Source organism: Zobellia sp. B3R18, assembly GCF_018860715.1.
GTDB lineage: Bacteria > Bacteroidota > Bacteroidia > Flavobacteriales > Flavobacteriaceae > Zobellia > Zobellia russellii.
In genome coordinates, this window is record NZ_JAHKQG010000011.1 from 837,370 (window position 1) to 860,305 (window position 22,936).

The window sequence follows — 22,936 nt, forward strand, 5'->3', positions numbered from 1 at the left end:
TGTGAAGAATAGCTGCAAAAAGCATTTTAATGACTTCGGACACAGAAAACTATAAAAACCTAAAAACCTTCTTTGACGAAGAATATCGTTCGCTAAAGGCGTATGCAAAATCTAGAATAGATAATGCAGCGGATAGAGATGCTGATGATATTGTCCAAGATGTTGCTTTAAAGCTGTTCTCTCGTTCAGATAGTGCACTGCCTATTACTAATATTGCGGGCTTTGTTTACCATTCCCTGCGCAATAAAATTGTGGATTTAATGCGAACCCAAAAGCCGGCGGTTAATATTGAATCCGAAATGGAAAACAAGTTGGCCGACTTTACCGAGCTCCTCTATGGGTCAGTAGACAATTCATATTCCGAAGAAATGAAAACCGAGCTTAAAAAAGCTATTGCCCAACTTAAGCCACTTTACAGAAATATAATCGTAGCCATAGATTTTGAAGGGTATACCTATCAAGAACTATCTAAAGAAACAGGCATACCTGCAGGAACTTTAATGTCGCGCCGGCACCGAGCTCTAGCACTATTGTTAAAACAATTAGAATTGAAAAAACAGAATATAAACTAAAAATAAACGGATTATGGAAGACTATATAGAACAAAAAGTAAAGAGCAAAACCAAAAAATATGTAACAAAGTTTGTTAAGGTCTTGTTCTACATCATAGCAGGAATAGCCTTTGTACTGCTATTTGCCTACGTCTTTATGTACCTATGGAATTGGTTGATGCCAGAACTATTTGGATTGACCACCCTAACCTATTGGCAGGCGGCCGGACTTCTTTTATTATCAAAAATAATCTTTGGTGGCTTTGGCAACGGAGGAGGTGGTGGTAAGAAAAAAGGAAAGAAAAGGAAATCTAACCGGCCCGGCAAGAGCAAGTTTAGCAGGATGTGTAATGATGATTTTTCTAAATGGAAATTCTACGATGAGTTCTGGAAAGAAGAAGGAGAACAGGCATATGACAAATATGTTGAACGTAAGCGTAACGAAAAGGAAATTTGAGCGTCCTAAGGATATGTTAAATAACTGTAAAACTTTGGAAACTTTTAATGTTTTTAAAGTTTCCTAACTTATCTTTGCGCCATCTATGAAAGAAAAAATTTTAGATAAAGCAACAGATATGTTCTTGAGCCTAGGGTTCAAGAGTGTTACAATGGACGACCTTGCCCAAGAGATGGGCATCTCAAAAAAAACTATATATACACATTACGCAAATAAAACGACATTGGTACAGGAATGTACCGCCCATCTTTTTAGTGCTATCTCAGCAGGTATAAACCAAATCTGTTCCCTAAACAAAAACCCAATAGAAGAACTTTATGACATTAAAAAATTTGTGATGGTCAACTTAAAAGATGAAAAATCATCTCCACAGTATCAATTGCAAAAATACTATCCAAAAATCCATGCAACCCTTAGAGATAAGCAATTTGAGGTAATGCAAGATTGTGTGTTGGATAATATAAATAGGGGTATTGAAAAAGGTATTTATAGAGAAGGCCTAAATGTAGAGTTTATTTCAAGAATTTATTTTTCCGGAATAACAAGCATTAAAGACCATCGCCTTTTTCCAATGGAAAAGTTTCCCATGCAAGATTTAATGGACAATTATCTAGAGTACCATATACGGGGTATTGTTACTCCAAAAGGAAGAAAAGTGTTAAATGAAATTATCAATTCAAACCAAGAATAAATGAGAAATATATATTTGACTTCACTAGCATTGCTAACCGCTGTGCTCGGAATTTCTCAAGATCCACCCGAAAAAACCTATAGCTTTACGTTAGAGGAAGCCATAGAATTTGCGCTAGAAAATAATTACAGCGCCATTAATGCGGGTCGGGATATTGTTGATGCCCGAAAACAGAAATGGGAAACCATTGCGGACGGACTGCCTCAAATAAATGGTTCCGTTAGCTATCAAAATCAGTTAAAACAACCGGTTTCATTAATTCCCGCTGAATTTGCCGGAGGAACACCCGGAGAGTTTGTTCCCATAGTTTTTGGGCAAGCCCACCAAGCATCGGCTACGGCCACCTTAACACAGAAGATTTTTGATGGCTCCTATATAGTTGGGGTACAGGCAACAAAATCATTCTTAAGCTATAGCGCCAATAACGAAGAGAAAACAGATCAAGAGGTAAGGAAGTCCGTTGTAGAAGCCTACGGAAACGTCTTATTGGCCAAAGAAAGTGTAGCCATTCTAGAAAAGAACAAAGCCAATCTGGAAAAAAATCTTTTTGAAACGAACAAACTGTACGAAAACGGTCTGGGCGATGAAGAAAGTGTAGAACAATTACAGATTACCCTGTCTTCCATAGAAAGCCAATTAAAAAATACGGTTCGGCTAGAGAATATTACGCGCCAAATGCTAAACCTTGTAATGGGCATTGCTATAGACGCACCTACAAAGCTGGAAGAAGACCTGGATGACCTTGCCGAATCACAGATAGATTTTGCCCTCATGGAATCCGAGTTCAATATGGCAAATAACGTAGACTATAAGTTGGCCATAAATCTAACGGAACAAAGGTTCTTTGAGTGGAAATTGGCAAGAAGCCGCGCATTACCAACACTTAGCACTTTTATAAACTATGGCTCTACCGCTTATTCGGACAGTTTTACTTTCTTTAAAAGTGAACAAGATTGGTTTGACTCATCCGTTTTAGGTCTTGACCTTAGTATTCCATTGTTCAGTTCAGGTAAACGTAGTGCAAGTACGGCACGGGCCAAAATTGCCATGGAAAAAGCAAAAACACAGTTATCCGAAGCAGAAGAACAAATACGACTTCAGCTTGAAAAAGCTAAAAGCGATTATATACTTTCTATTGAAGAGTACGAAACAGCAAAGCAGAATTTAGGTTTGGCCGAACGTATTGAGAACAAAAACCAGATTAAATACTCCGAGGGTATTGCCAGTAGTTTTGACCTTCGTCAGGCACAAACACAACTTTACGATGCACAACAAGGCTATTTGCAATCTATGGTGGAAGTCATCAACAAAAAAACCGAATTAGAGGTTATTATAAACGAACCCATATCTAATCTTAAGCAATAAGATAAATAACATAACAAACTTTTTACGATGAAAAAAATACTATACTTAGCAACTACCGCTCTACTTTTTTCCGCTTGTGGCGAGAAGGAAGCGTCTGTTAGCGATATCATTTCACAGGGTAATTTAGAAAGTATACGAGCCAAAAAAAGTGAGCTTTCGGAAAAACAAAAATCGCTGGAATCGGAACTTAAAAAGCTTGATTCCGTCATTGCTACTATGAGCAATGATGAAAAACTGCCTCTAGTTACCACGGTAACCGCCAAGGCGGAAAAGTTTGATCATTTCTTAGAACTTCAAGGTAACGTCAAGACCAAACAGAACGTTCTTGTATATCCTGAAATGTCTGGTACTTTGCAGCGTGTATATGTAAAAGAAGGTCAAAGGGTAGCCGCTGGGCAGATTTTAGCAACTATTGATGACGGAGGCATGAGCAGCCAACTATCTCAGCTTAAAACACAGGCAGAGCTTGCCAAAACCACTTTTGAGCGTAGAAAGCGCCTGTGGGATCAAAAAATCGGTTCAGAACTGGAATACTTATCCGCAAAGACCAATTACGAAGCTGCTGAAGATGCCGTAAAACAAACACAGAGTCAATTGGGCAAATCATCCATAAGAGCTCCGTTTTCGGGTATTATAGATAACGTAATAAAAGATCAAGGTACGGTGGTTTCACCAGGGCCAGGATCGGAAGTATTCCGTATCGTAAACCTGTCTGACATGTATATTGAAGTAGATGTTCCAGAAACCTACCTATCCGGTATTAAAGTTGGCAAACAGGCTCAGGTATATTTCCCGGTTTTAGGAGATACCGTAACCACCAAGGTTAGACAGACCGGTAATTTCATTAACCCAAGCAACAGGGCCTTTACCGTAGAAATTTCGGTTCCTAATAAAAAAGGGAACATTAAACCTAACCTAACGGCAAAGGTGAATATAAACGACTACACCAATGAGGAGGCCATAGTTATTCCCCAAAGTATCATATCTGAAAATGCCGAAGGCGACCAGTACGTCTACATTGCAGAACCTACTGATGGAGAGAACGAAGCTATCTTGAAAAAGAGCATAATCAAGACCGGAAAAACCCAAGGGAGCCATATTGAAGTCCTATCCGGTATAAACGATGGGGACCATATTATAGAAGAAGGTGCCAGAAGTGTGAAAGATGGCCAGAAGGTTAAAATTTTAAACGACCAGACCGATGAGCAGTAAACAGCAAAAAAACGCTAATAAAGAGTTTAGCCTATCTTCTTGGGCCATAGACAATCCTTCGGTCATTTATGTAATGATCGCCATATTCCTATGGTTGGGGCTAAAGTCATACTTTGCTATGCCTCGGGAAGATTTTCCTGAAATTGTAGAGACAAAAATTTACATAAGTACAGTTTACCCGGGTAACACCGCGGAAGATGTAGAACGATTGATAACCGACCCGCTTGAAGACCGTTTAAAAAACGTAAGCAATGTGGTAGAGGTAACCTCAACTTCTCAAGAGGATTATTCTATTATTACCGTTGAATTTGATGAAGAACTTTCCGTAGAGCAGGCCAAACAAAAGATAAAGGACGAAGTAGATGGTGAAAAGGCCAGTGAAGATTGGCCCACGTTTAACAACGCAAAAGTTGAACCCAATGTTTTTGACCTGAACCTTTCCGAATCGTTCCCTATCATGAACGTGAACTTCACGGGAGATTACCCTGTTGAAAAGCTAAAGGAGTTTGCCGAATATCTACAGGATGAAATTGAAGACCTTCCCGAGGTTAAGGAAGTGAACATTAGGGGAGCTCAAGAAAAGGAGGTTGAAATTGCGGTAGATGTCTATAAAATGATGGCTTCCAAGGTAAGTTTCCAAGATGTTATCAATGCCATAAGCAATGGAAACTCTACCATGTCCGCTGGTAATATTCTTTCTGGTGGGCAACGGCGTACGATCCGTATTTTAGGAGAAGTCAAAGACCCTAAAGAGCTGAACGATTTTGTAGTGAAATCCGAAAACGGAGCAGTTTATTTGAAGGACATTGCCGAGGTTACTTTTTCTGAAGAGGAAAAGACAACCTATGCCCGAGAATTTGGAACTAGCGTGGTAATGCTGGACATTAAAAAACGTTCGGGCAAAAACATGATCGAAGCCACTACAAAGGTTAGGGAAATTGTAAAAAAGGAACAAGAAAATTATTTCCCCGCAGATTTGAACATCACCATTGCCAATGATTCTTCGGGAAGAACACTTAACCAAGTAGATGACCTTGTAAACAATATCATTTTTGGTATTATCCTAGTGGTTACCGTTCTTATGTTCTTCTTAGGATTTAGAAATGCCCTTTTTGTTGGTTTTGCCATTCCTATGTCTATGTTCATGTCCTTTATGGTTTTGAACAACCTGGGCTATACTCTAAATACCATGATACTGTTCGGTATGATTATGGGTCTTGGTATGATGGTAGACAACGGTATTGTGGTGGTTGAGAACGTGTACCGCTTAATGAGCGAAGGCATGTCCCGCACCGAAGCCGCCAAGAAAGGTATTGGAGAAATCGCATTTCCAATTATTATTTCAACCTTAACAACCGTGGCCGCCTTTGTACCGTTAGGACTATGGCCAGGTATCTTTGGGCAGTTCATGATTTACTTCCCTATTACATTATCGGTTGTACTGGGGTCATCACTTTTCGTAGCAATTTTCATGAACTCCATGTTGGTATCGCAGTTTATGGAAATAGGGGAAAAAGAACTCACAGTAAAGCAGCTGATACGTATTAGCGCCATATTGGGAGGGTTTGGTCTCTTTATCCTGATTTTTGGCGGAACCATGAGAGGCTTAGGGTCGGTTATGATTATTACCGCCTTAATGTTCTGGATATACAAATATGCTCTTAAAAAATGGGCCATTAGCTTCCAGAACGGTGCCATGGTACGTTTTGAGAACTGGTATGAAAGACGCATTTCGCATGCGTTAAGGGGCAAGAACGTATATTGGTATTTTGGAATCACCTTTCTTCTATTGATCGGGGTTTTCATGGCCTTTGGAGCATCTCTAGGCAGTGGGCGAACTAAAGTGGAGTTTTTTCCTGACAACAAACCCAATGAGATATATGCGTATATAGAATACCCACAAGGTACGGCCATTGAAAAGACCAATAGGCTTACCAAAGAAATTGAGGAAAGGGTTTTTGCCGTTGCCAATCAAGATAAATATACCAATGGTGATTACAACTATTTGGTAGAATCAGCGGTATCCCAAGTAGGAGAGGGAGCGGGTAATCCCCAGACCGATGGTGGCTCTGCAGCGGAAATGCCCCACCGTGGAAAAGTAACTGTATCTATGCGCGAGTTTAAGTATAGAAAAGGTCGTGACACCGAAAAACTGCGTGGAGAAATACAGGAAGCCCTTACGGGAATTTACCCTGGCGTTGCCATTTCAGTAGAAAAAGAGGCCAATGGACCACCGGCCGGTTACCCTATTAACATTGAATTGGAAGGCAAGGACTATACGGAATTGATCAGTACCGCCGAGGATGTTAGAAACTTTATCAACACCAAAAATATTGCTGGTATTGAGGAGTTAAAAATTGATGTGAACAAGAGTAAGCCCTCCATGCAAGTTGTGGTAGACCGAGAAAAAGCGGGTGAACTAGGTGTCTCCGTGGGTCAAGTGGGACTACAATTAAGACGTTCTCTTTTTGGTGAAAAAGCAGGTGTATATAAGCTGGATGGTGAGGATTATGATATTAACGTTCGTTTTAACGAAGACATCAGATATAATAAAAATGCCCTGTTCAATCAGAATATTATTTTTAGAGATCCAGCAAACGGCCAGATTAAGGAAATTCCCGTTTCGGCAGTAGCCAAACAGCAGAATTCTTCAGGTTTTAGTGCCATTAAGCACAAGGACAAAAAGAGAGTGGTTACGGTTTATTCCCAATTAAAACCTGGGTTTAGTGATGCAGGAGCTATTGTAGCGGAAATCCAGAAAGAAATGGAAAACTTTAAAGGACTTCCTGCGGACGTAAAAATTGATTTTACCGGTCAGATTGAAGAGCAAAATAAGCAAATGCAATTTTTAGTAGGTGCCTTCTTCTCAGGACTTGGGTTGATCATGCTTATTTTGATATTCCAATTTGGAGGAATTTCAAAACCCCTTATTATTATGATTGCCATCTTCTTAAGCTTTATTGGAGTCTTTGGCGGATTAATGATTACCGGGTGGTCTTTTGTAATCATGATGACCATGATGGGAATTATTTCCCTTGCCGGTATTGTGGTGAACAATGGTGTGGTACTTCTGGATTATACACAGATTCTTATTGACCGTAAAAAGGTGACTTTAGGACTGGAGGACAAAGACCTTATCTCGTTAGAGGAGGTTACTGAAATCATTACCAAGGGTGGTAAGGCAAGGTTGCGCCCAGTAATTCTTACGGCTATTACCACCGTTTTAGGGCTTATTCCTTTGGCTATTGGACTTAATATTGACTTCTTCTCATTGTTCTCCGAGTTTGACGCAAAAATCTATATGGGAGGAGATAACGTAGTCTTCTGGGGACCATTGGCATGGACGGTTATCTTTGGGTTGATAGTTGCTACTTTCTTAACCCTGATTATTGTTCCGGTATTATTCAATATTATCTATAGAATAAAGATTGCCGTTTGGGGAAGAAAAAAGGAACGCCCAATACAAACCGAAAACAATTTGGAAGCATCGGTTTAAAAACCAATCTTCCTTACATAAAAAAACCCGCCAATTGGCGGGTTTTTGATTTTATATTAAATACGAAATATTATTTGTTCTCATTGGCAGGTACAGGAAGTGCGGAAGGAACGCTGTCCGTGGACCTATCATTTGGTAATTCTGCCAATTTACCAAACCTTCTCATATCAATCCACCTATGACCTTCTCCAAATAATGAATATCTTCTGTTATACAATAATTCATCCTGTAAAGCTGCAGCTGACGTAGCTCCTGAATATGCAGGCAAACCAGCAGCAGTTCTAACAATATCAAGGGCCGCAACAGCTTCTGTTGGGTTAGCTGTTATATTTGCCTCTGCATACAACAGAATAAGTTCCTCGTTCCTTATAATCGGCACATCATCAGTAAGGCTTGCATAAATAGCTACATCATGAGTTCCTACTAGTCCAGAAGCATCTCTATTTTCAAGTCTTTCAACAGCTTTGCTCAACCTACCATCTCCATCTTGCGCATCAGTAATGAAACTCGCATGGGCCACCCTAACGTTAGCTTCTTGATTTAAGGCAATAAATAGAGGGTTTGAAAGATCTGCTCCACTCAAACTAAAATTATGGTAAACCCCTTTTCTTAAATCTCCGTTTAAGTCAAAGAAAGAATCTTCAAGCGCCGCCAAAGCAGCAGGATAATTACCACGGTAAGCTTCAACTCTAGCCAATAATGCCCTATTAAACTCCAATATATCTGCTGGTGTTAGCGGTAATTGGTCTCCTGAGGCAGCGTCACTTTTCTTTAAATCATTATAACCTGGTGTCATGCTAAATGGAAGTTCACCTCCACCCGCATTTAAATCGGTTGCTGCGGAATTTAGCAAGTCGGCAATAGCATCAAGTGCCCCTGCTCTATCTACGAAAGCCCCAAGATTTTCAGAATCGGAAACGTCAATACGAATACCATTATCATGTTGATTATTGCTCAACATAAGTAATTCGTGCGCTTTAAGTGTACTAATGGTTCCTCTCGTTGCAGATATCTCGGCATCAGAAAGGTCAGAAGTGGTATTATCCAATCCTTCCAAAATAAGATTTGCATCTTTTATTGCAGCATATCTAGCTCCCCATGGTGTGGTTACATAAAAGGTATTGTTATTTAAATTTCCTACTACCACATCACCTTCATATCTTGGATCTGAGGAAGTAAAGTAATAGTATTCCCTACCCACTATACTCAGTACATCCGTATTTGTGGAAAGACCTACACGCATATCCGATAAAATTCCAGTAAGCGCCTGTGGCAACTCTCCCCTGGAAAGGTCGTCAGATATTGACGACGTACTTGCACCATTTAAACTCTCACCACCATCTAGTTCACATGCCGTTACTAGAAAAATAGCCGCTATAATGGTTACTATTTTTAGTTGTTTTAGTATTTTCATTTCGCTAATTTTTTTTAAAATTAAAATTGCACCGATATATGCATCATGTATCTTTTGGATGAAGGAAACGGTGTTACTTCTACACCAGAAGAAAGACCTGTTCCTCCAAAATTGGAAACCTCTGGGTCATAACTGTTGTAATCAAAGATATTGATCAAGTTATTTCCGGAAAGCCCAACTTTTACACTAGACACAACTCCATTGAACCAGTCTTGAATATTCTTTTCCGGTACTGTATAGTAGAAACCAAGTTCACGCAACCTAAGATAAGAAGCATCTTCTACGAAAGGCGTTGCATTACCGGCGAAAATACCATTGTTTACACGATATACACCATTTGGAATAACACCATCAGGGTCAATAGTAATCTCATCATAATCAGCACTTGTACCACCAAAATCTGACAAAAGTTTAGAAAGGTTTATGTTATCTCCACCCTTCTTCCAATGCCATAGGAACGAAAGTGCAAAGTTCTTGTACTTTATGCTATTATTAAGTGAAGTCTGAAAATCCGGAGCTGCATCTCCTAATTTCACCACATCTCCATCTAAATTTGTACCTACTATTTGTGTTACACTTTCACCCTCTTCAATTCTAAATGTACCTAGACCAGTACCAAAACCTCCAGTATCATAGGCAGGAACATCCATACGCACCATTTCGGATACATTGGTCCACCAGTTTAGTGTGGCATCCCAAGTAAAATCATCCTTATTTATAATAGCTGCGTTCAAGGCTACTTCAACCCCGTTATTCTCCAATTCACCCGCATTTTCCCATTTTGTGGAGAAACCGCTAGATGGCTCTGTATTGGCCAACAACAATAGGTCATCAACATTCTTTTTGTAATATGTTAGTTCTAGACCTAAACGGTTTTTGAACATTCCTAGGTCTATACCCAATTCAAGTTCTTTCTGTCTTTCCGGCAAAATATCAGGATTACCTTGTGTTAGGGGAACAACAATACCAACATTGCCTCCAGTAAGAGCACTTTCATAAACGGTATAAAGTGAGCCAAACCTTGCAAAAGTACCTGCTTCACCATAGGCGGCTCTCAATTTAAGCCGGTTGACCAAAGCATCTTCACTCCAAAAACCAAAGCTGTTCAAGTTAACGGCCAACGATGCTTTAGGGTAGAAAAACAGCTCATTAATATCTGCGTTATTTGTAGACTTGTCTCCACGTACACCAAGAGTTCCAATAAATTTGTCCTGATAGTTAATACTTTCTTGCACAAAAAATCCAAAATCTTCTTGTTCCAACCTTGTTTGGGTAACTTTCTGGTTAGCACTTTGATCAAGATTTGTTTCCGAAGCAATTAAATCCGAAGCAACAACACTAACCGTATTTCTCGAAAACTGTTCGTTAGTTACACCTAACTGAGTATTAAAGGATAAATCACTATCCGTAAAATAGTTGTGAACCAAGAAACCAGAATAGTTTGCATTCTTGTTGTTTGTGTTGGTTATACCGGACACACCATTTACACCTCCTTGGTCAGGACGTTGAAACTGAAGTTCTTTTGGGAAAATTACTTTAGCCTCCATGTTATATGTATCCACACCTACACGTCCAATGAACTTTAGATTAGAATTGTCTTTTCTAAAAATGTTTACATCTAAATTTCCACCAATAATAAATCTATTTACACGCTCATTGTTTGTAAACAAATCTCTTGTCTGTAGTGGGTTGGAAGAGTTATTTGGGTGATCAGGATAGTTACCGTTCTCATCCGGCTCAAGAAAATCCCAAGGACGGGTGTTTGTTAGGGCAACACCAATAGTTGTACCTGTATTATCGTTATTGAAAAACCCTCTATCCGCAGAAGAACTTATGTAGTTGGTGTTCAATCCCAACTTAATGTTTTCGTTGAATTTATGCTCTACATTCAATCTAAAAGAGCTCTTTTTATACCCGGTATTCTTTACAATACCGTCTTCATCGTTATTTGAAATACCTGCATAGAACGTAGTTTTATCACTACCTCCGGAAGCACTTACGTTGGTATTGGAAATTAAACCTTCTTCTCCAAATACTTCCTTTTCGTAATCTCTCAGTTTTCCGGCAGACGCAGCAGCAGCATAAAGAGCACCCTCACCATATTGCTCCTCGGCCAATGCTTCAGTCCAATCTCTCTGACCTTGTAACCTAATTATCTTGTTAAAACCGAAGCCCTGGGAGAAGTTCACCTTTGTCTTGCCTGATTTACCTTTCTTGGTGGTTATAATAACAACCCCGGCAGCACCCCTAGAACCGTAAATTGCGGCAGCAGAAGCTCCCTTTAAAATTTCAATGTTCGCTATATCGTCCGGGTTTAAATCCGCAATCCTGTTGGTTGCATTATCCTGGTTGGAAGCACTTCCTCCTGCTGCAGCACCCGAAACATCATTTAAACCACCGGAAGCAATACTACTGTTATCCACATACACCCCATCAACAATATATAAAGGCTGCGAATTACCATTAATAGAAGTAATACCCCTAAACTTTATAGACATACCACCACCTGGCGCACCAGAGTTGGCACTAACCACAGCACCCGTGAATTTACCTGCCAAGGCTCCGTCCAATGTTTTTGGCGGGGTAACACCTGCCAGTTCGGCTGCGGAAACAGTTGCCACCGCGTTAGCCAAGTTTTTTCTCTTTACAGTTGTTGCCAAACCGGAAACCACCACCTCATCTAGACCCATGGCAGACTCTTCCAAAACCATATTTACGGTTGACGAACTACTCACGTTGATTTCCTTTGTAGCATATCCTAAAGAGGAAAACACCAACATAACAGGAAAATTATCTACCGATATTTCATAATTCCCATCAAAATCGGATGTGGTTCCATTAGTTGTTCCTTTTACCACAATGCTAGCTCCTGGAAGCGGCAAATCCGTGGCATCCGTAATATTTCCTGAAATCGTTCCTTGAGCAAAAACCGAAATGGGCAATGTCAAAAACGCTAGGAAATACAACTTTCTAAGTAAAGTTTGTTTCATTTTCAAAATTTTGAATTAGTTAATTTCAAAGCAATATAGTTAAGAATTATCATAAAACTAAAACTTGTGTTAAATTTTAGCATTTATATTAGCGCTCTATTCCGCTATTGTCAAAAACATTCACCATCATAATTTTTTAGCCGATACCATCATATCTTCTTACATTTGCTCTTTCATAAATCAACATTTACCTATGTACAGAAGCCATACTTGCGGAGAATTGCGCGAATCTCATATAAACACAAAAGTTACCCTATCTGGATGGGTACAAAAAACTCGTGATAAAGGGTTTGTTGTTTGGGTAGACCTTCGTGACCGCTACGGCATAACCCAATTGGTTTTTGATGAAGACCGTACCTCTTCTAAATTATTGGAGCAAGCTAGACATTTAGGACGCGAATTTGTTGTTCAAGTAACAGGTGAAGTCATAGAAAGATCTTCAAAAAACCCCAACCTTGCTACTGGTAACATAGAGGTTTTAGTAGACGAGGTCATTGTTCTAAACGAATCCAAAACACCCCCTTTCACCATAGAAAATGAAACCGATGGTGGTGAGGACCTTAGGATGAAATATCGGTATTTGGATATCCGCAGAAATCCTGTTAAAAACAACCTTATTTTTAGAAGTAAGGTTTCTATGGAAGTACGCAAATACCTGAGCGACCAGGGTTTTATAGAGGTTGAGACTCCGTACTTAATAAAATCTACTCCAGAAGGGGCTAGAGATTTTGTGGTTCCCAGCCGTATGAACGAAGGTCAGTTCTACGCTTTACCTCAATCTCCCCAAACCTTCAAACAACTCCTCATGGTAGGGGGAATGGATAAATATTTCCAGATTGTAAAGTGCTTCCGAGATGAAGACCTTAGAGCGGACAGACAACCTGAATTTACGCAGATTGATTGTGAAATGGCTTTTGTGGAGCAGGAAGATATCCTTGATGCTTTTGAAGGTCTTACCAAACACTTGTTGAAAGAAATTAAGGGGGTAGAGATATCCGCCTTCCCAAGAATTACCTATGATGATGCCATGCGCATTTATGGTAATGATAAACCTGACATTCGTTTTGGAATGGAATTTGGCGAATTGAACACCGTTGCGCAACATAAGGATTTTGGCGTATTCAACTCCGCAGAATTGGTAGTTGGTATTGCGGTTCCGGGAGCAGCAAGCTATACTCGTAAAGAACTGGATGCACTGGTAAATTGGGTCAAGAGACCCCAAGTTGGCGCCAAGGGAATGGTTTATGCAAAATATAATGAAGACGGCAGCTTTAAGTCTACGGTAGATAAATTTTATGACCAAGAGGATCTGGCAAAGTGGGCAGAAGCTACACAAGCCAAACCGGGCGACCTAATTTGTGTGCTTTCCGGAGACGCCAACAAAACACGCGCTCAATTAAGTGCACTTAGAATGGAGCTTGCCGAAAGACTTGGCTTAAGAAAGGCTGATGAATTTGCCCCGTTATGGGTTATAGATTTCCCATTGTTGGAACTTGATGAAGAAACCGGGAACTATCACGCCATGCACCACCCGTTTACATCACCAAAACCGGGTCAATTAGAATTGCTTGAAACAGACCCTGGTGCAGTACGTGCCAATGCTTATGACTTGGTATTGAACGGAAATGAAATAGGCGGAGGTTCTATACGTATCCATGATAGGGATGTGCAAAGTGTTATGTTCAAACATCTTGGTTTTTCTCCCGAAGAAGCTCAGGCGCAATTTGGTTTCCTAATGGATGCTTTTCAGTACGGAGCTCCACCGCACGGAGGAATCGCCTTTGGTTTAGACCGATTGGTATCCATCCTTGGAGGACAGGAAACTATCAGGGATTTCATTGCTTTCCCAAAAAATAACAGCGGACGAGATGTTATGATAGATGCCCCTGCACCTATTGACCAAGAGCAACTACATGAATTGAACTTAAAAATAGATATCAAAGCATAGAAACCAAATCCCGCTAATAGGCGGGATTTTTTTAATACTTTTAGGTAGCAAACCTTTCTAATGCCCACCAAACTAAAAAGACTATCTACCCGACTTTTAAAGTGGCGATATAAAAATATCTCCAACAAAACCTTTACGCACATCATGAGCGTTCTGGTTGGTCTTTTGGCCGGTTTGGCATCGGTTACCCTAAAGAACATTGTCTATTTTATAGAAGTCTCCTTGGAACGTGGGATTTTTATCTCTAACAACGGACTTTATTTTATCTTGCCCATAATTGGGCTGACCTTGGTATATCTCTATGTAAAATACATACATAAGGAACAATTACAACATGCCGTTTCCTCCATTCTTTTCTCGCTTTCCAAGAAAAAAGGAGTTATAAAGCCTAAGCATATTTACACCCAATTAATTGCCGCACCGCTTACTATTGGTTTTGGTGGCTCTACGGGGCTATTAGGCCCGGCGGTAGCTTCTGGTGCCGCTATAAGCTCTAACCTTGGGCGTTTCTTTCATATTAATGCCAAGACCCGGTCTCTTCTGATTGCCTGTGCTTCGGCCGGAGCCATTGCCTCTATATTTCAATCGCCTATTGCAGCCATTATTTTTGCAGTTGAAGTCTTTAGTTTGGACTTTACCATGCTTTCTATGCTTCCGCTTTTATTGGCCTCAATTTCCGGAGTTCTTACCTCCTATTTCTTTCTGGGCAATGAAGTGCTTTTCAACTTTACGTTAACTCAGAATTTTGAGGTAAAGGACACTCTCTTTTACATTGCATTGGGAATAGGCACTGCATTTGCATCGATATATTTTACACGAATGTACTTTGGCATACAAAAACTATTTGCCAGATTAAAAACCCCAAAATACAAGCTTCTTGTTGGCGGTCTGGCCATAGGAATCATGTTGTATTTAATACCACCGCTCTATGGGGAAGGCTTCAGTTTTATTAACGACCTTTTGCATGGAGACCATATAAAAGCACTAGGCAAAACTCCCTTTGACAAGTACACACAGAATATTTGGGTGGTTATTGCACTATTATTCGGTATTACTATTTTTAAAGCAGTAGCCATGACCACTACTTTAGCGGCAGGTGGCGCTGGTGGAATTTTCATTCCTACCATGGTTATGGGCAGTGCATTGGGCAATGTTATGGCCAAAATTATAAATCATTCCGGGTTAGGTTTTTCCGTTTCCGAAAGTAACTTCACCTTAATTGGAATGGCCGGTCTTATATCCGGAGTACTTCATGCCCCGTTAACGGCAATATTCTTGATAGCCGAAATTACCGGCGGATATGAACTTTTTGTTCCCTTGATGATAACCGCATCCATATCGTATCTCATTACCAAGAACTTTATTGACTACACTATTTATACCAGGGAACTGGCCCAAAGCGGAGATTTGCTGACGCACAATAAAGACCAATCAGTATTAACGCTGATGAAGCTAGATGATGTAATTGAAAAAGACTTTAAGACCGTAAATCCAGATATGACTTTGGGAGACATGTTACACAAATCCGTTGCAAAATCCGCTAGGAATATTTTTCCGGTCATTGATAAAAACCAATCTCTTGTGGGAATTGTTCTGTTGGACGATATTAGAGAATTTATGTTCGATACTTCCCTGTACGGGACTACCAAGGTAGAAACCTTTATGCACAATGCCCCAGAGCACATTTTTCATGGAAAGGACAGCATGCAGAAAGTAATGCAAAAGTTTCAGAACAGTGGTGCATGGAACCTTCCGGTGATAAAAGACGGAAAGTACATTGGGTTTGTTTCAAAATCCAAACTTTTAACCGCCTACCGTAGAGAACTCATCAATTTTACAAGATAAGGTCTAAAAGGTTTTGTAATTTTACCGTTACTATGAAATACCTTATATCCATAATTACTTTAGGGTGTTTTGCCGCCATTATTTACGGCTTCAACATTCAAGAGGAAAATATTGCGCTGAGCCACAAATATATTGGCTCTGGCACCCTTGGTCTTTTTCTTGTTGCAATGCCCCTATTCCTGTTTACATATAGCAAAGGCAAAAAAATGAAAGACTATATGCTAACCGAGGAGAACATCAAAAAAATGAGAGCAAATAAACCCGAAAAGACTGATAATCAAGACGGTTAATTGGAAATATTAGTTCATTTTAACTTCGCCTAATTAAAAAATTTATAATTTAGTTGGAAACTATTATCAACTAATTTTAATTTATCATGATTGGCACAGTAAAATTTTTCAATGAATCCAAGGGCTATGGATTTATTACAAACGACGAGACGGGAAAGGACATTTTTGTACATGCTACCGCATTGAACGGTACAATTCTTAATGAAGGTGATAAAGTAGAATACGCAGAAGAAGAAGGCCGGAAAGGCATTGTAGCCGCACAGGTTCAAGTTGTAGGCTAATATATAAGCTATGACATTCAACCCTGACGAAGTTCAGGGTTTTTTTATGCCCAAAACAAATTGGAATTCTAATTCAGGTTTCTTCTTTCAACAAAAAAGCGTTTTAACAGATTGCTTGCTTCTTCCTCTAGGAGTCCGCCCACTATTTCTGTCTTTGGGTGGAGTTTAGTTCCCATTACACCACAACCTCTCTGAGGGTCTTTGGCCGCATATACTATTTTAGATATTTGACTCCAGTATAGGGCTCCCGCACACATCTGGCAAGGTTCCAAGGTTACATAAAGCGTACAGTTCTGCAGGTACTTGCCCCCTAAAAAATTAGCCGCCGCGGTAATGGCCTGCATTTCTGCATGAGCGGTAACGTCATTTAATTGTTCCGTGAGGTTATGGGCCCTGGCAATCACCCGATCTTGAATTACAATAACGGCCCCTATGGGCACCTCCCCTTTTTCATAAGCCGCCTCTGCCTCTTGAAGCGCTTTTTTCATATAATAGGTATCATCAAAGGGTTGCAACATGTACTAAAGTTTAATTGATGCCAAAAATACCATTTTTAGCACAACCCTTATAACAATGAAATTTTGAAGTTATAAAAATGGTCCCGCCCAGCTCCCCCGAAAAGGACGAGACCGAAAAAAAACTATTGATTAATTTTCATCAAAGAAAAATGAAGCTTGAAAGAAAATTTAATACTTTTTAGTACCCATACTAATGTGTCAAAGACTGGTTCAGGAGAATTTCCGTGCCCTGGCAAATCCATTGCTGCTAGATGCATAGAACCGAACAAATCAGATGATAATTGGTTTTTCCAGACTACGGAACTTTGTGAGTTTCCTTGAAGAAGTACTACCGTAATTGGCTTAAAATTAGATTGCGTACTATTATACAAAGGATTACTCACCTTGTAAAGGGAAAGCATAAATTGGTTGGTAATGGTTAGGTCTCAACAAGATAAGATTTTTTTGTTGATTTTTTTTGAAGTGCCAAAAAGAATTGTCTTAGCACTGCTAAACACCTATTTTTGCAACTTACATCGCTAGTTTGGAATCACTTTTAAGCCATATTACCTACCCCGAAGATTTGCGCAAGTTGGCATTGGACCAACTTCCCCAACTTGCCCAAGAATTAAGGGAGTTTATAATTGATATTGTGGCTACCAAAGAAGGACATTTAGGAGCAAGCTTAGGGGTAGTTGAGCTCACCATTGCTCTACATTATGTCTTCAATACGCCAGATGACAAACTTATTTGGGACGTGGGCCACCAAGCCTATGGACATAAAATATTAACGGGCAGGAAAGAGATTTTTCACTCCAATCGGCAATTAGGCGGAATAAGTGGATTCCCAAAACGTTCCGAAAGCGAATATGATGCTTTTGGCACAGGACACAGTTCTACATCAATTTCAGCAATTCTAGGCATGGCCATGGCCGCGCAACTCCACAATAAAAATGGCAGACAGCATATTGCCGTAATTGGTGATGCGTCCATAGCAAGTGGCATGGCTTTTGAGGCATTGAACCATCTTGGTTCTACAAATTCCAATGTATTGGTAATACTTAATGACAATGCCATTGGTATAGACCCAAGTGTTGGTGCCCTTAAAAAGTATTTGACCAATGTAAAAAAGGGTACGGCGAAGGACGAAAACATATTTGAATGTCTCAACTTTCATTATACCGGTCCGTTAGACGGGCATAATACGGAGGCATTGATCGATGAACTAAATCATTTAAAATTGGTGTCCGGACCAAAATTATTACATGTCATAACCACCAAGGGAAAAGGCTTAAAAAAAGCCGAGGAGAACCAGGTAACTTACCATGCTCCCGGTAAATTTAACAAGCTTACAGGGGAGCTATACAAAAAACCGGTCTTGGCCAACGAACCTGCAAAGTATCAGGATGTATTTGGCCATACATTGGTAGAACTGGCGCTAAAGAATAAAAATATTGTGGGCATAACCCCTGCTATGCCAACAGGAAGCTCCCTAAAATATATGATGGAGCAACTACCGGATAGGGCTTTTGATGTGGGCATCGCGGAACAACATGCCGTAACCCTATCAGCAGGCATGGCTTCAGAAGGGCTTATTCCATTCTGCACCATTTATTCCACCTTTTTACAAAGGGCTTACGACCAAGTTATACATGATGTAGCCATACAAGATCTTCCTGTTGTATTTTGCTTGGACAGGGCCGGCATGGTCGGGCAGGATGGAGCTACTCATCATGGTGTTTATGATATTGCTTATTTGAGGTGCATTCCCAATCTGTATATTTTTGCACCAATGAACGAGAGTGAACTTCGTAATATAATGTACACCGCCCAATTGGGCTTAGAGCACTCCATAGCGATCAGGTATCCTCGTGGAAAAGGGGTACAAGAAAAATGGAGGACGCCTTTTGAAAAAATAGAAATTGGTAAGGCAAGAGAACTAAAAACCGGGTCGGAACTGGTAGTATTAACCTTGGGGCCTATTGGCAATACGGTTGCAGACGTCATAAACGATATTGCGGAGCATGAAAAAATTGGCCAGGTAGATATGCGATTTGTTAAACCGTTGGATAAAGATTTACTTATAAATATATTTAAACTCTATAAACACATCATCACGGTTGAAGATGGCTCTAAAATGGGTGGTTTTGGATCCGCAATCCTAGAACTTGCTAACGAATTAGGTTATAAAAATAAAATTCATATTCTAGGCATTGGCGATACCTTTATTGAGCACGGAACCGTAGAACAGTTGCACCAACAAGCTAAAATTGACCCCATAAGTTTAACAGAACATATAAAAATGCTATTAAATGAATAACTCCCCAGCCACACCGTTCTTATGTATTCTTTTATTTAGCGTGTGTATTACCTCTATTTTTGGTCAAACCCAAGATTCGTTGCCTCCAGGCCGCGAAATGGAAATTGATTCTATGGTTGTTGACACGGTTATTGTTGATACCGTAGTGATAAGAAAAACACAGGACAAGATAAAATTCGTTCCTCGGAGCGTAGATTTAATGAATCCCGTTATTTCCTTTAAACGTACCAAGGCTCTTAATGAAAAACCTAACAGATTTAGAGTGCCCTCCTTCTGGACCAAAGTAAATAAACTAGGTGCCAATTTTAGTGAAGTTGCCTTTGTTAACTGGAACGCAGGGGGTAACAATTCCATATCTGCCCTTGGAAACGCCCGTTTTGAACGTAATTATAAGTTTCGGTACATTCAATGGGACAATTATATGGAGATGCGTTACGGCCTCAACATTCAAGATGAGCAAAAACTAAGAAAAACGGACGATGCTATTCGTTTTAGTTCTACTTTCGGACTTCAGCGAGACACAATTAGTAATTGGTATTATTCGGCGAAAGCCAACTTCAACACTCAATTTTCAAACGGTTATAAATATCCGGACAGATCATCTCCTATTTCACGATTTATGGCACCAGGTTACTCATTTTTAGGTGCTGGTACGTCATATATTACCAAAGACCAAAAGTTTAACCTGTACATCTCGCCTATCACCCAAAAAGCAACATTTGTTTTGGACGAAGAATTAGCGAATAAAGGTGCTTTTGGTGTTAAGAAAGCGGTTTTGGATGCAGATGGCAATGTCATTGAAAAGGGCGAGAAGATATTTTTGGAATTTGGATTCTTGGTTACCAACCAATTGGAAAAGGAAGTATTTAAAAATATGGTGTTGAAACACCGGTTGAGCTTGTACACGGATTACCTCCAAAAGTTTGGAAATATTGATGTGGACTGGGAGCTTAATTTTGACCTTAAGGTCAATAAATACGTTGTAACCACCATAGGTACTCAGGTTATTTATGATGATGATATCCTTTTTGATGAAGTAAAGGATGCCAACGGAACTATTACCGATGCAGGCCGACCCAAAATACAGTTTAAACAGCTTCTTGGTGTTGGGGTTTCCTATGCCTTTTAAAGTTGTTTTCCCATAATTTTATTGTGGATATGCACTGCGGCACTGTCCGATAAGCTAGCTACATAACAGCAAGTATTCAAAAGTATATGGTAGATAGAACTGTCCGTATCCCTATAAAACTCAGGAAGCGTCTTGAGCATTAGCGTATCATAATTAGACGCCTTGTTCTCCTTTTTTCGAATAAGGGCATTTATGTATACATCCAAAATGTCCGAAATAATCTTATAACCCGCAATCTCTTTCTCTATCACCTCCTGAGAACGATATATTTTTTCCACACTTAAAGAAATGATATCCTCAATCTGGGCTTTAAATGCGCTTTGGTCCAGAAGACTACTATCAAAACTACCGTTCAGTATTTTATCTTCATTTTCTATAAATACAGAAATAGCATCACTTATTAATGTATTAATAGCCAGCGCTCGTAAGTAACTTAACCTATCTTCCTTATACTTTAGAGAATTATACTTTTTGGTATTTATTGAATTTTTTACCAGTTTTATGAGGTATTCCAAAGCATAATCTTCAGATATAAGCCCTAGGTTAATACCATCCTCAAAGTCTATTATTGTATAGCAAATATCATCCGCAGCCTCTACCAAGAAAGTTAAGGGGTGTCTAGAAAACGAAATATCTTCTCCGTCTCTAGTCTGTATCAAACCCAAATCATGCGCTATTTCTTTAAAAGCCTCCTTTTCCGTTTGAAAAAACCCGAATTTTTTATCGGCAATATGTTTGGTTGGCTTTTTAGGAAGTGACTCTTTGGGGTACTTCATAAAAGCCCCAAGGGTGGCATAACTTAATCGCAAACCTCCAGTAACACCTTCCCTAGATTGTGACAACAAACGAAAGCCATTGGCATTTCCCTCAAAATCAACTATATCCTGAAACTCCTTTTCAGTTAGAACCGATTGGTATTTTTGGCCATTGCCCGTAATAAAATATTCACCTATAGCCTTTTCTCCACTATGTCCAAAAGGTGGGTTACCAATATCATGGGCCAAAGCCGCTGCCGCAACTATAGCCCCAAAATCATTAAACCTATAACCATAGGTTTCACTTAAGAAGGGATGTTTTTCCAGGATTTTCTTCCCCGCAATACGGCCTAAACTTCTACCAACCACAGAAACCTCTAAACTATGTGTTAAGCGGGTATGTACAAAATCTGTCTTTGAAAGGGGTATAACTTGTGTCTTGTCCTGTAAGCTTCTAAAAGCACTGGAAAAAATGATGCGGTCGTAATCTACCTCAAATCCTAATCGCGTTTCATCTTGCTCTTTCCGCAACCTTTTGTGTGTATCTCCTTGACGCTTAAGAGACAATAAATTTTCCCAATTCATAACAGTTCTTTAAGTCTCGCAAGTTACATTTTTTCAATTTTAGTATCGTTTTAAGGCCATAAGAACACCTCATTATTTAACCTTAAGGAAATCAACACTTAAACTTCACGTAACCATAACTTAACACATCACGGTTTTCTTTGCCAAGAAAATAAGAACCAATGAAAACGACACTATTTTTTCTGGCATTTATATGCACTCTAAACCTTTTCGCTCAAGAGGAAGGAGCAATTAGAGGTACTATTTATGACATGGAAATGAATAACGAACCTCTTTTGTTTGCGGACGTTCAAATCAAGGATACTAAATTTAAGACGCAGACCAATTTTAGGGGCAATTTTGAAATATCAAATGTAGAACCAGGAAACTATATTCTTAAAGTAACTTTTTTGGGATATGAAAGTCATGAAATTCCGGTTGAAGTAACCGCTCACAATACAGTTGAAGTAACGCAAGGATTACAGGCAAAAACCTTAAGCCTATCTGACGTATCGTTTACGGATAACGGCACATTGCAAAACCAAGAAACTGCATTAACCAGTATAAAGTAACACATTTTAACCGATCATATCGTTAAAACAAAAAAGGGAGTTTTCACTAAGTGAAAACTCCCTTTTTTCTTATACAATAATTGCATTAGTCCTTAGAAACGACGGCAGATTTTTTCTCCTTATTAATAACATTAGCAATAACGTTATTATCAAACTCCACCTCCTTTACAGTCCCATCATTATAAAAATACCACTTTCCGGTTCTAACACCTTTATTGTAATTTCCTTTGGACACTTTCTCACCCATTTCATCAAAGCTGATCCATTGACCGTGTAATTTACCTGCAAGGTCAAAAGTTCCTTTTTGGCTCACTTCTCCATTATCATGAAAATAAGTAGCTTCAACCAAGTTTGTCTCCTTGTTTAATTTTACTTCCTTTTCTTTTTGGGCATACCCTATTGTCATTGTTAATGAAAGGGCTAAAAGTATAATTGAATTTTTCATGTGTGTTGATTTTAAATATGATTCTGTACCTGTTTGTTATTTCAAAGATAAATAAATTTACGTTAAAAACACTATTACTTAACATTAAATTTACATTGAAAACGATGTAGTTTG

Annotated in this window: 18 protein-coding genes; 13 read left to right on the top strand and 5 right to left on the bottom strand. The window is 39.4% G+C overall.

What is annotated here, in order from left to right; genetic code table 11:
- Positions 1-29 precede the first annotated feature (29 nt).
- The 6 genes from KO513_RS10030 (at position 30) to KO513_RS10055 (ending at position 7,772) form a co-directional block, all read left to right on the top strand.
- Positions 30-572 (top strand): RNA polymerase sigma factor, encoded by a 543-nt coding sequence (locus KO513_RS10030; protein ID WP_215913273.1) that lies wholly within the window; start codon positions 30-32, stop codon positions 570-572.
- A 13-nt stretch (positions 573-585) separates the two neighbouring features.
- Complete coding sequence (locus tag KO513_RS10035; RefSeq protein WP_215913274.1) at positions 586-1,008, top strand: hypothetical protein; 423 nt, start codon at positions 586-588, stop codon at positions 1,006-1,008.
- Between the two features lie 85 nt (positions 1,009-1,093).
- Positions 1,094-1,699 carry a TetR/AcrR family transcriptional regulator gene (locus KO513_RS10040; RefSeq protein WP_215913275.1) on the top strand — a complete coding sequence of 202 codons (606 nt, stop codon included), beginning with the start codon at positions 1,094-1,096 and terminating at the stop codon, positions 1,697-1,699.
- Positions 1,700-3,064, top strand: coding sequence for a TolC family protein (locus KO513_RS10045; RefSeq protein WP_215913276.1), 1,365 nt, complete (start codon positions 1,700-1,702; stop codon positions 3,062-3,064). It begins immediately after the preceding gene.
- 27 nt (positions 3,065-3,091) lie between these two features.
- Positions 3,092-4,276 carry an efflux RND transporter periplasmic adaptor subunit gene (locus KO513_RS10050; RefSeq protein ID WP_215913277.1) on the top strand — a complete coding sequence of 395 codons (1,185 nt, stop codon included), beginning with the start codon at positions 3,092-3,094 and terminating at the stop codon, positions 4,274-4,276.
- Complete coding sequence (locus KO513_RS10055) at positions 4,266-7,772, top strand: efflux RND transporter permease subunit (RefSeq protein WP_215913278.1); 3,507 nt, start codon at positions 4,266-4,268, stop codon at positions 7,770-7,772. Before KO513_RS10050 ends, KO513_RS10055 begins: the two co-directional genes overlap by 11 nt.
- Positions 7,773-7,842: 70 nt before the next feature.
- Here the strand turns inward: KO513_RS10055 and KO513_RS10060 are convergent, their stop codons facing one another.
- Both KO513_RS10060 and KO513_RS10065 read right to left on the bottom strand, forming a co-directional pair.
- Complete coding sequence (locus KO513_RS10060; protein WP_215913279.1) at positions 7,843-9,186, bottom strand: RagB/SusD family nutrient uptake outer membrane protein; 1,344 nt, start codon at positions 9,184-9,186, stop codon at positions 7,843-7,845.
- A 20-nt stretch (positions 9,187-9,206) separates the two neighbouring features.
- Positions 9,207-12,176, bottom strand: a complete 2,970-nt coding sequence (locus tag KO513_RS10065) for a SusC/RagA family TonB-linked outer membrane protein (protein ID WP_215913280.1) — start codon at positions 12,174-12,176, stop codon at positions 9,207-9,209.
- A 193-nt stretch (positions 12,177-12,369) separates the two neighbouring features.
- Between KO513_RS10065 and aspS the strand changes: the two genes are divergently transcribed.
- From aspS to KO513_RS10085, 4 genes are all read left to right on the top strand, one after another.
- Positions 12,370-14,124, top strand: coding sequence for an aspartate--tRNA ligase (gene aspS, locus KO513_RS10070; RefSeq protein ID WP_215913281.1), 1,755 nt, complete (start codon positions 12,370-12,372; stop codon positions 14,122-14,124).
- Positions 14,125-14,184: 60 nt separating this feature from the next.
- Positions 14,185-15,969, top strand: coding sequence for a chloride channel protein (locus KO513_RS10075; RefSeq protein WP_215913282.1), 1,785 nt, complete (start codon positions 14,185-14,187; stop codon positions 15,967-15,969).
- Between the two features lie 32 nt (positions 15,970-16,001).
- Positions 16,002-16,259 (top strand): hypothetical protein, encoded by a 258-nt coding sequence (locus tag KO513_RS10080; RefSeq protein ID WP_215913283.1) that lies wholly within the window; start codon positions 16,002-16,004, stop codon positions 16,257-16,259.
- Between the two features lie 86 nt (positions 16,260-16,345).
- Positions 16,346-16,540, top strand: a complete 195-nt coding sequence (locus tag KO513_RS10085; RefSeq protein WP_215436285.1) for a cold-shock protein — start codon at positions 16,346-16,348, stop codon at positions 16,538-16,540.
- Positions 16,541-16,608: 68 nt separating this feature from the next.
- Here the strand turns inward: KO513_RS10085 and KO513_RS10090 are convergent, their stop codons facing one another.
- The gene (locus KO513_RS10090; protein WP_215436287.1) at positions 16,609-17,058 is read right to left on the bottom strand and encodes a nucleoside deaminase; all 450 of its coding nucleotides are present in this window, start codon (positions 17,056-17,058) and stop codon (positions 16,609-16,611) included.
- Between the two features lie 523 nt (positions 17,059-17,581).
- On the opposite strand from KO513_RS10090, the gene KO513_RS10095 reads away from it, so the two are divergent.
- Both KO513_RS10095 and KO513_RS10100 read left to right on the top strand, forming a co-directional pair.
- Positions 17,582-19,357, top strand: coding sequence for a 1-deoxy-D-xylulose-5-phosphate synthase (locus KO513_RS10095; RefSeq protein WP_215913284.1), 1,776 nt, complete (start codon positions 17,582-17,584; stop codon positions 19,355-19,357).
- The gene (locus tag KO513_RS10100) at positions 19,350-20,486 is read left to right on the top strand and encodes a DUF3078 domain-containing protein (RefSeq protein ID WP_246560158.1); all 1,137 of its coding nucleotides are present in this window, start codon (positions 19,350-19,352) and stop codon (positions 20,484-20,486) included. The genes KO513_RS10095 and KO513_RS10100 overlap by 8 nt, the downstream gene beginning before the upstream one ends.
- Here KO513_RS10100 and KO513_RS10105 read toward each other — a convergent pair.
- Positions 20,483-21,826: a deoxyguanosinetriphosphate triphosphohydrolase gene (locus KO513_RS10105; protein WP_215913285.1), complete on the bottom strand. Its 1,344-nt coding sequence runs from the start codon at positions 21,824-21,826 to the stop codon at positions 20,483-20,485. The genes KO513_RS10100 and KO513_RS10105 overlap by 4 nt on opposite strands.
- Positions 21,827-21,987: 161 nt before the next feature.
- Between KO513_RS10105 and KO513_RS10110 the strand changes: the two genes are divergently transcribed.
- Entirely contained in the window at positions 21,988-22,377 is a 390-nt protein-coding gene (locus tag KO513_RS10110) for a carboxypeptidase-like regulatory domain-containing protein (RefSeq protein ID WP_215913286.1), read from the top strand.
- 85 nt (positions 22,378-22,462) lie between these two features.
- Here the strand turns inward: KO513_RS10110 and KO513_RS10115 are convergent, their stop codons facing one another.
- Positions 22,463-22,822 carry a nicotinic acid mononucleotide adenyltransferase gene (locus tag KO513_RS10115; RefSeq protein ID WP_215913287.1) on the bottom strand — a complete coding sequence of 120 codons (360 nt, stop codon included), beginning with the start codon at positions 22,820-22,822 and terminating at the stop codon, positions 22,463-22,465.
- Between the last annotated feature and the right edge of the window lie 114 nt (positions 22,823-22,936).

What these genes read in the sequence shown, in the direction of transcription:
- KO513_RS10060 (WP_215913279.1), bottom strand. Translation starts at nt 9,186, where the DNA reads ATGAAAATACTAAAACAACTAAAAATAGTAACCATTATAGCGGCTATT.
- aspS (WP_215913281.1), top strand. Translation starts at nt 12,370, where the DNA reads ATGTACAGAAGCCATACTTGCGGAGAATTGCGCGAATCTCATATAAAC.
- KO513_RS10030 (WP_215913273.1), top strand. Translation starts at nt 30, where the DNA reads ATGACTTCGGACACAGAAAACTATAAAAACCTAAAAACCTTCTTTGAC.
- KO513_RS10110 (WP_215913286.1), top strand. Translation starts at nt 21,988, where the DNA reads ATGAAAACGACACTATTTTTTCTGGCATTTATATGCACTCTAAACCTT.
- KO513_RS10075 (WP_215913282.1), top strand. Translation starts at nt 14,185, where the DNA reads ATGCCCACCAAACTAAAAAGACTATCTACCCGACTTTTAAAGTGGCGA.
- KO513_RS10100 (WP_246560158.1), top strand. Translation starts at nt 19,350, where the DNA reads ATGAATAACTCCCCAGCCACACCGTTCTTATGTATTCTTTTATTTAGC.
- KO513_RS10035 (WP_215913274.1), top strand. Translation starts at nt 586, where the DNA reads ATGGAAGACTATATAGAACAAAAAGTAAAGAGCAAAACCAAAAAATAT.
- KO513_RS10045 (WP_215913276.1), top strand. Translation starts at nt 1,700, where the DNA reads ATGAGAAATATATATTTGACTTCACTAGCATTGCTAACCGCTGTGCTC.
- KO513_RS10055 (WP_215913278.1), top strand. Translation starts at nt 4,266, where the DNA reads ATGAGCAGTAAACAGCAAAAAAACGCTAATAAAGAGTTTAGCCTATCT.
- KO513_RS10040 (WP_215913275.1), top strand. Translation starts at nt 1,094, where the DNA reads ATGAAAGAAAAAATTTTAGATAAAGCAACAGATATGTTCTTGAGCCTA.
- KO513_RS10085 (WP_215436285.1), top strand. Translation starts at nt 16,346, where the DNA reads ATGATTGGCACAGTAAAATTTTTCAATGAATCCAAGGGCTATGGATTT.
- KO513_RS10080 (WP_215913283.1), top strand. Translation starts at nt 16,002, where the DNA reads ATGAAATACCTTATATCCATAATTACTTTAGGGTGTTTTGCCGCCATT.
- KO513_RS10090 (WP_215436287.1), bottom strand. Translation starts at nt 17,058, where the DNA reads ATGTTGCAACCCTTTGATGATACCTATTATATGAAAAAAGCGCTTCAA.
- KO513_RS10065 (WP_215913280.1), bottom strand. Translation starts at nt 12,176, where the DNA reads ATGAAACAAACTTTACTTAGAAAGTTGTATTTCCTAGCGTTTTTGACA.
- KO513_RS10105 (WP_215913285.1), bottom strand. Translation starts at nt 21,826, where the DNA reads ATGAATTGGGAAAATTTATTGTCTCTTAAGCGTCAAGGAGATACACAC.
- KO513_RS10050 (WP_215913277.1), top strand. Translation starts at nt 3,092, where the DNA reads ATGAAAAAAATACTATACTTAGCAACTACCGCTCTACTTTTTTCCGCT.
- KO513_RS10115 (WP_215913287.1), bottom strand. Translation starts at nt 22,822, where the DNA reads ATGAAAAATTCAATTATACTTTTAGCCCTTTCATTAACAATGACAATA.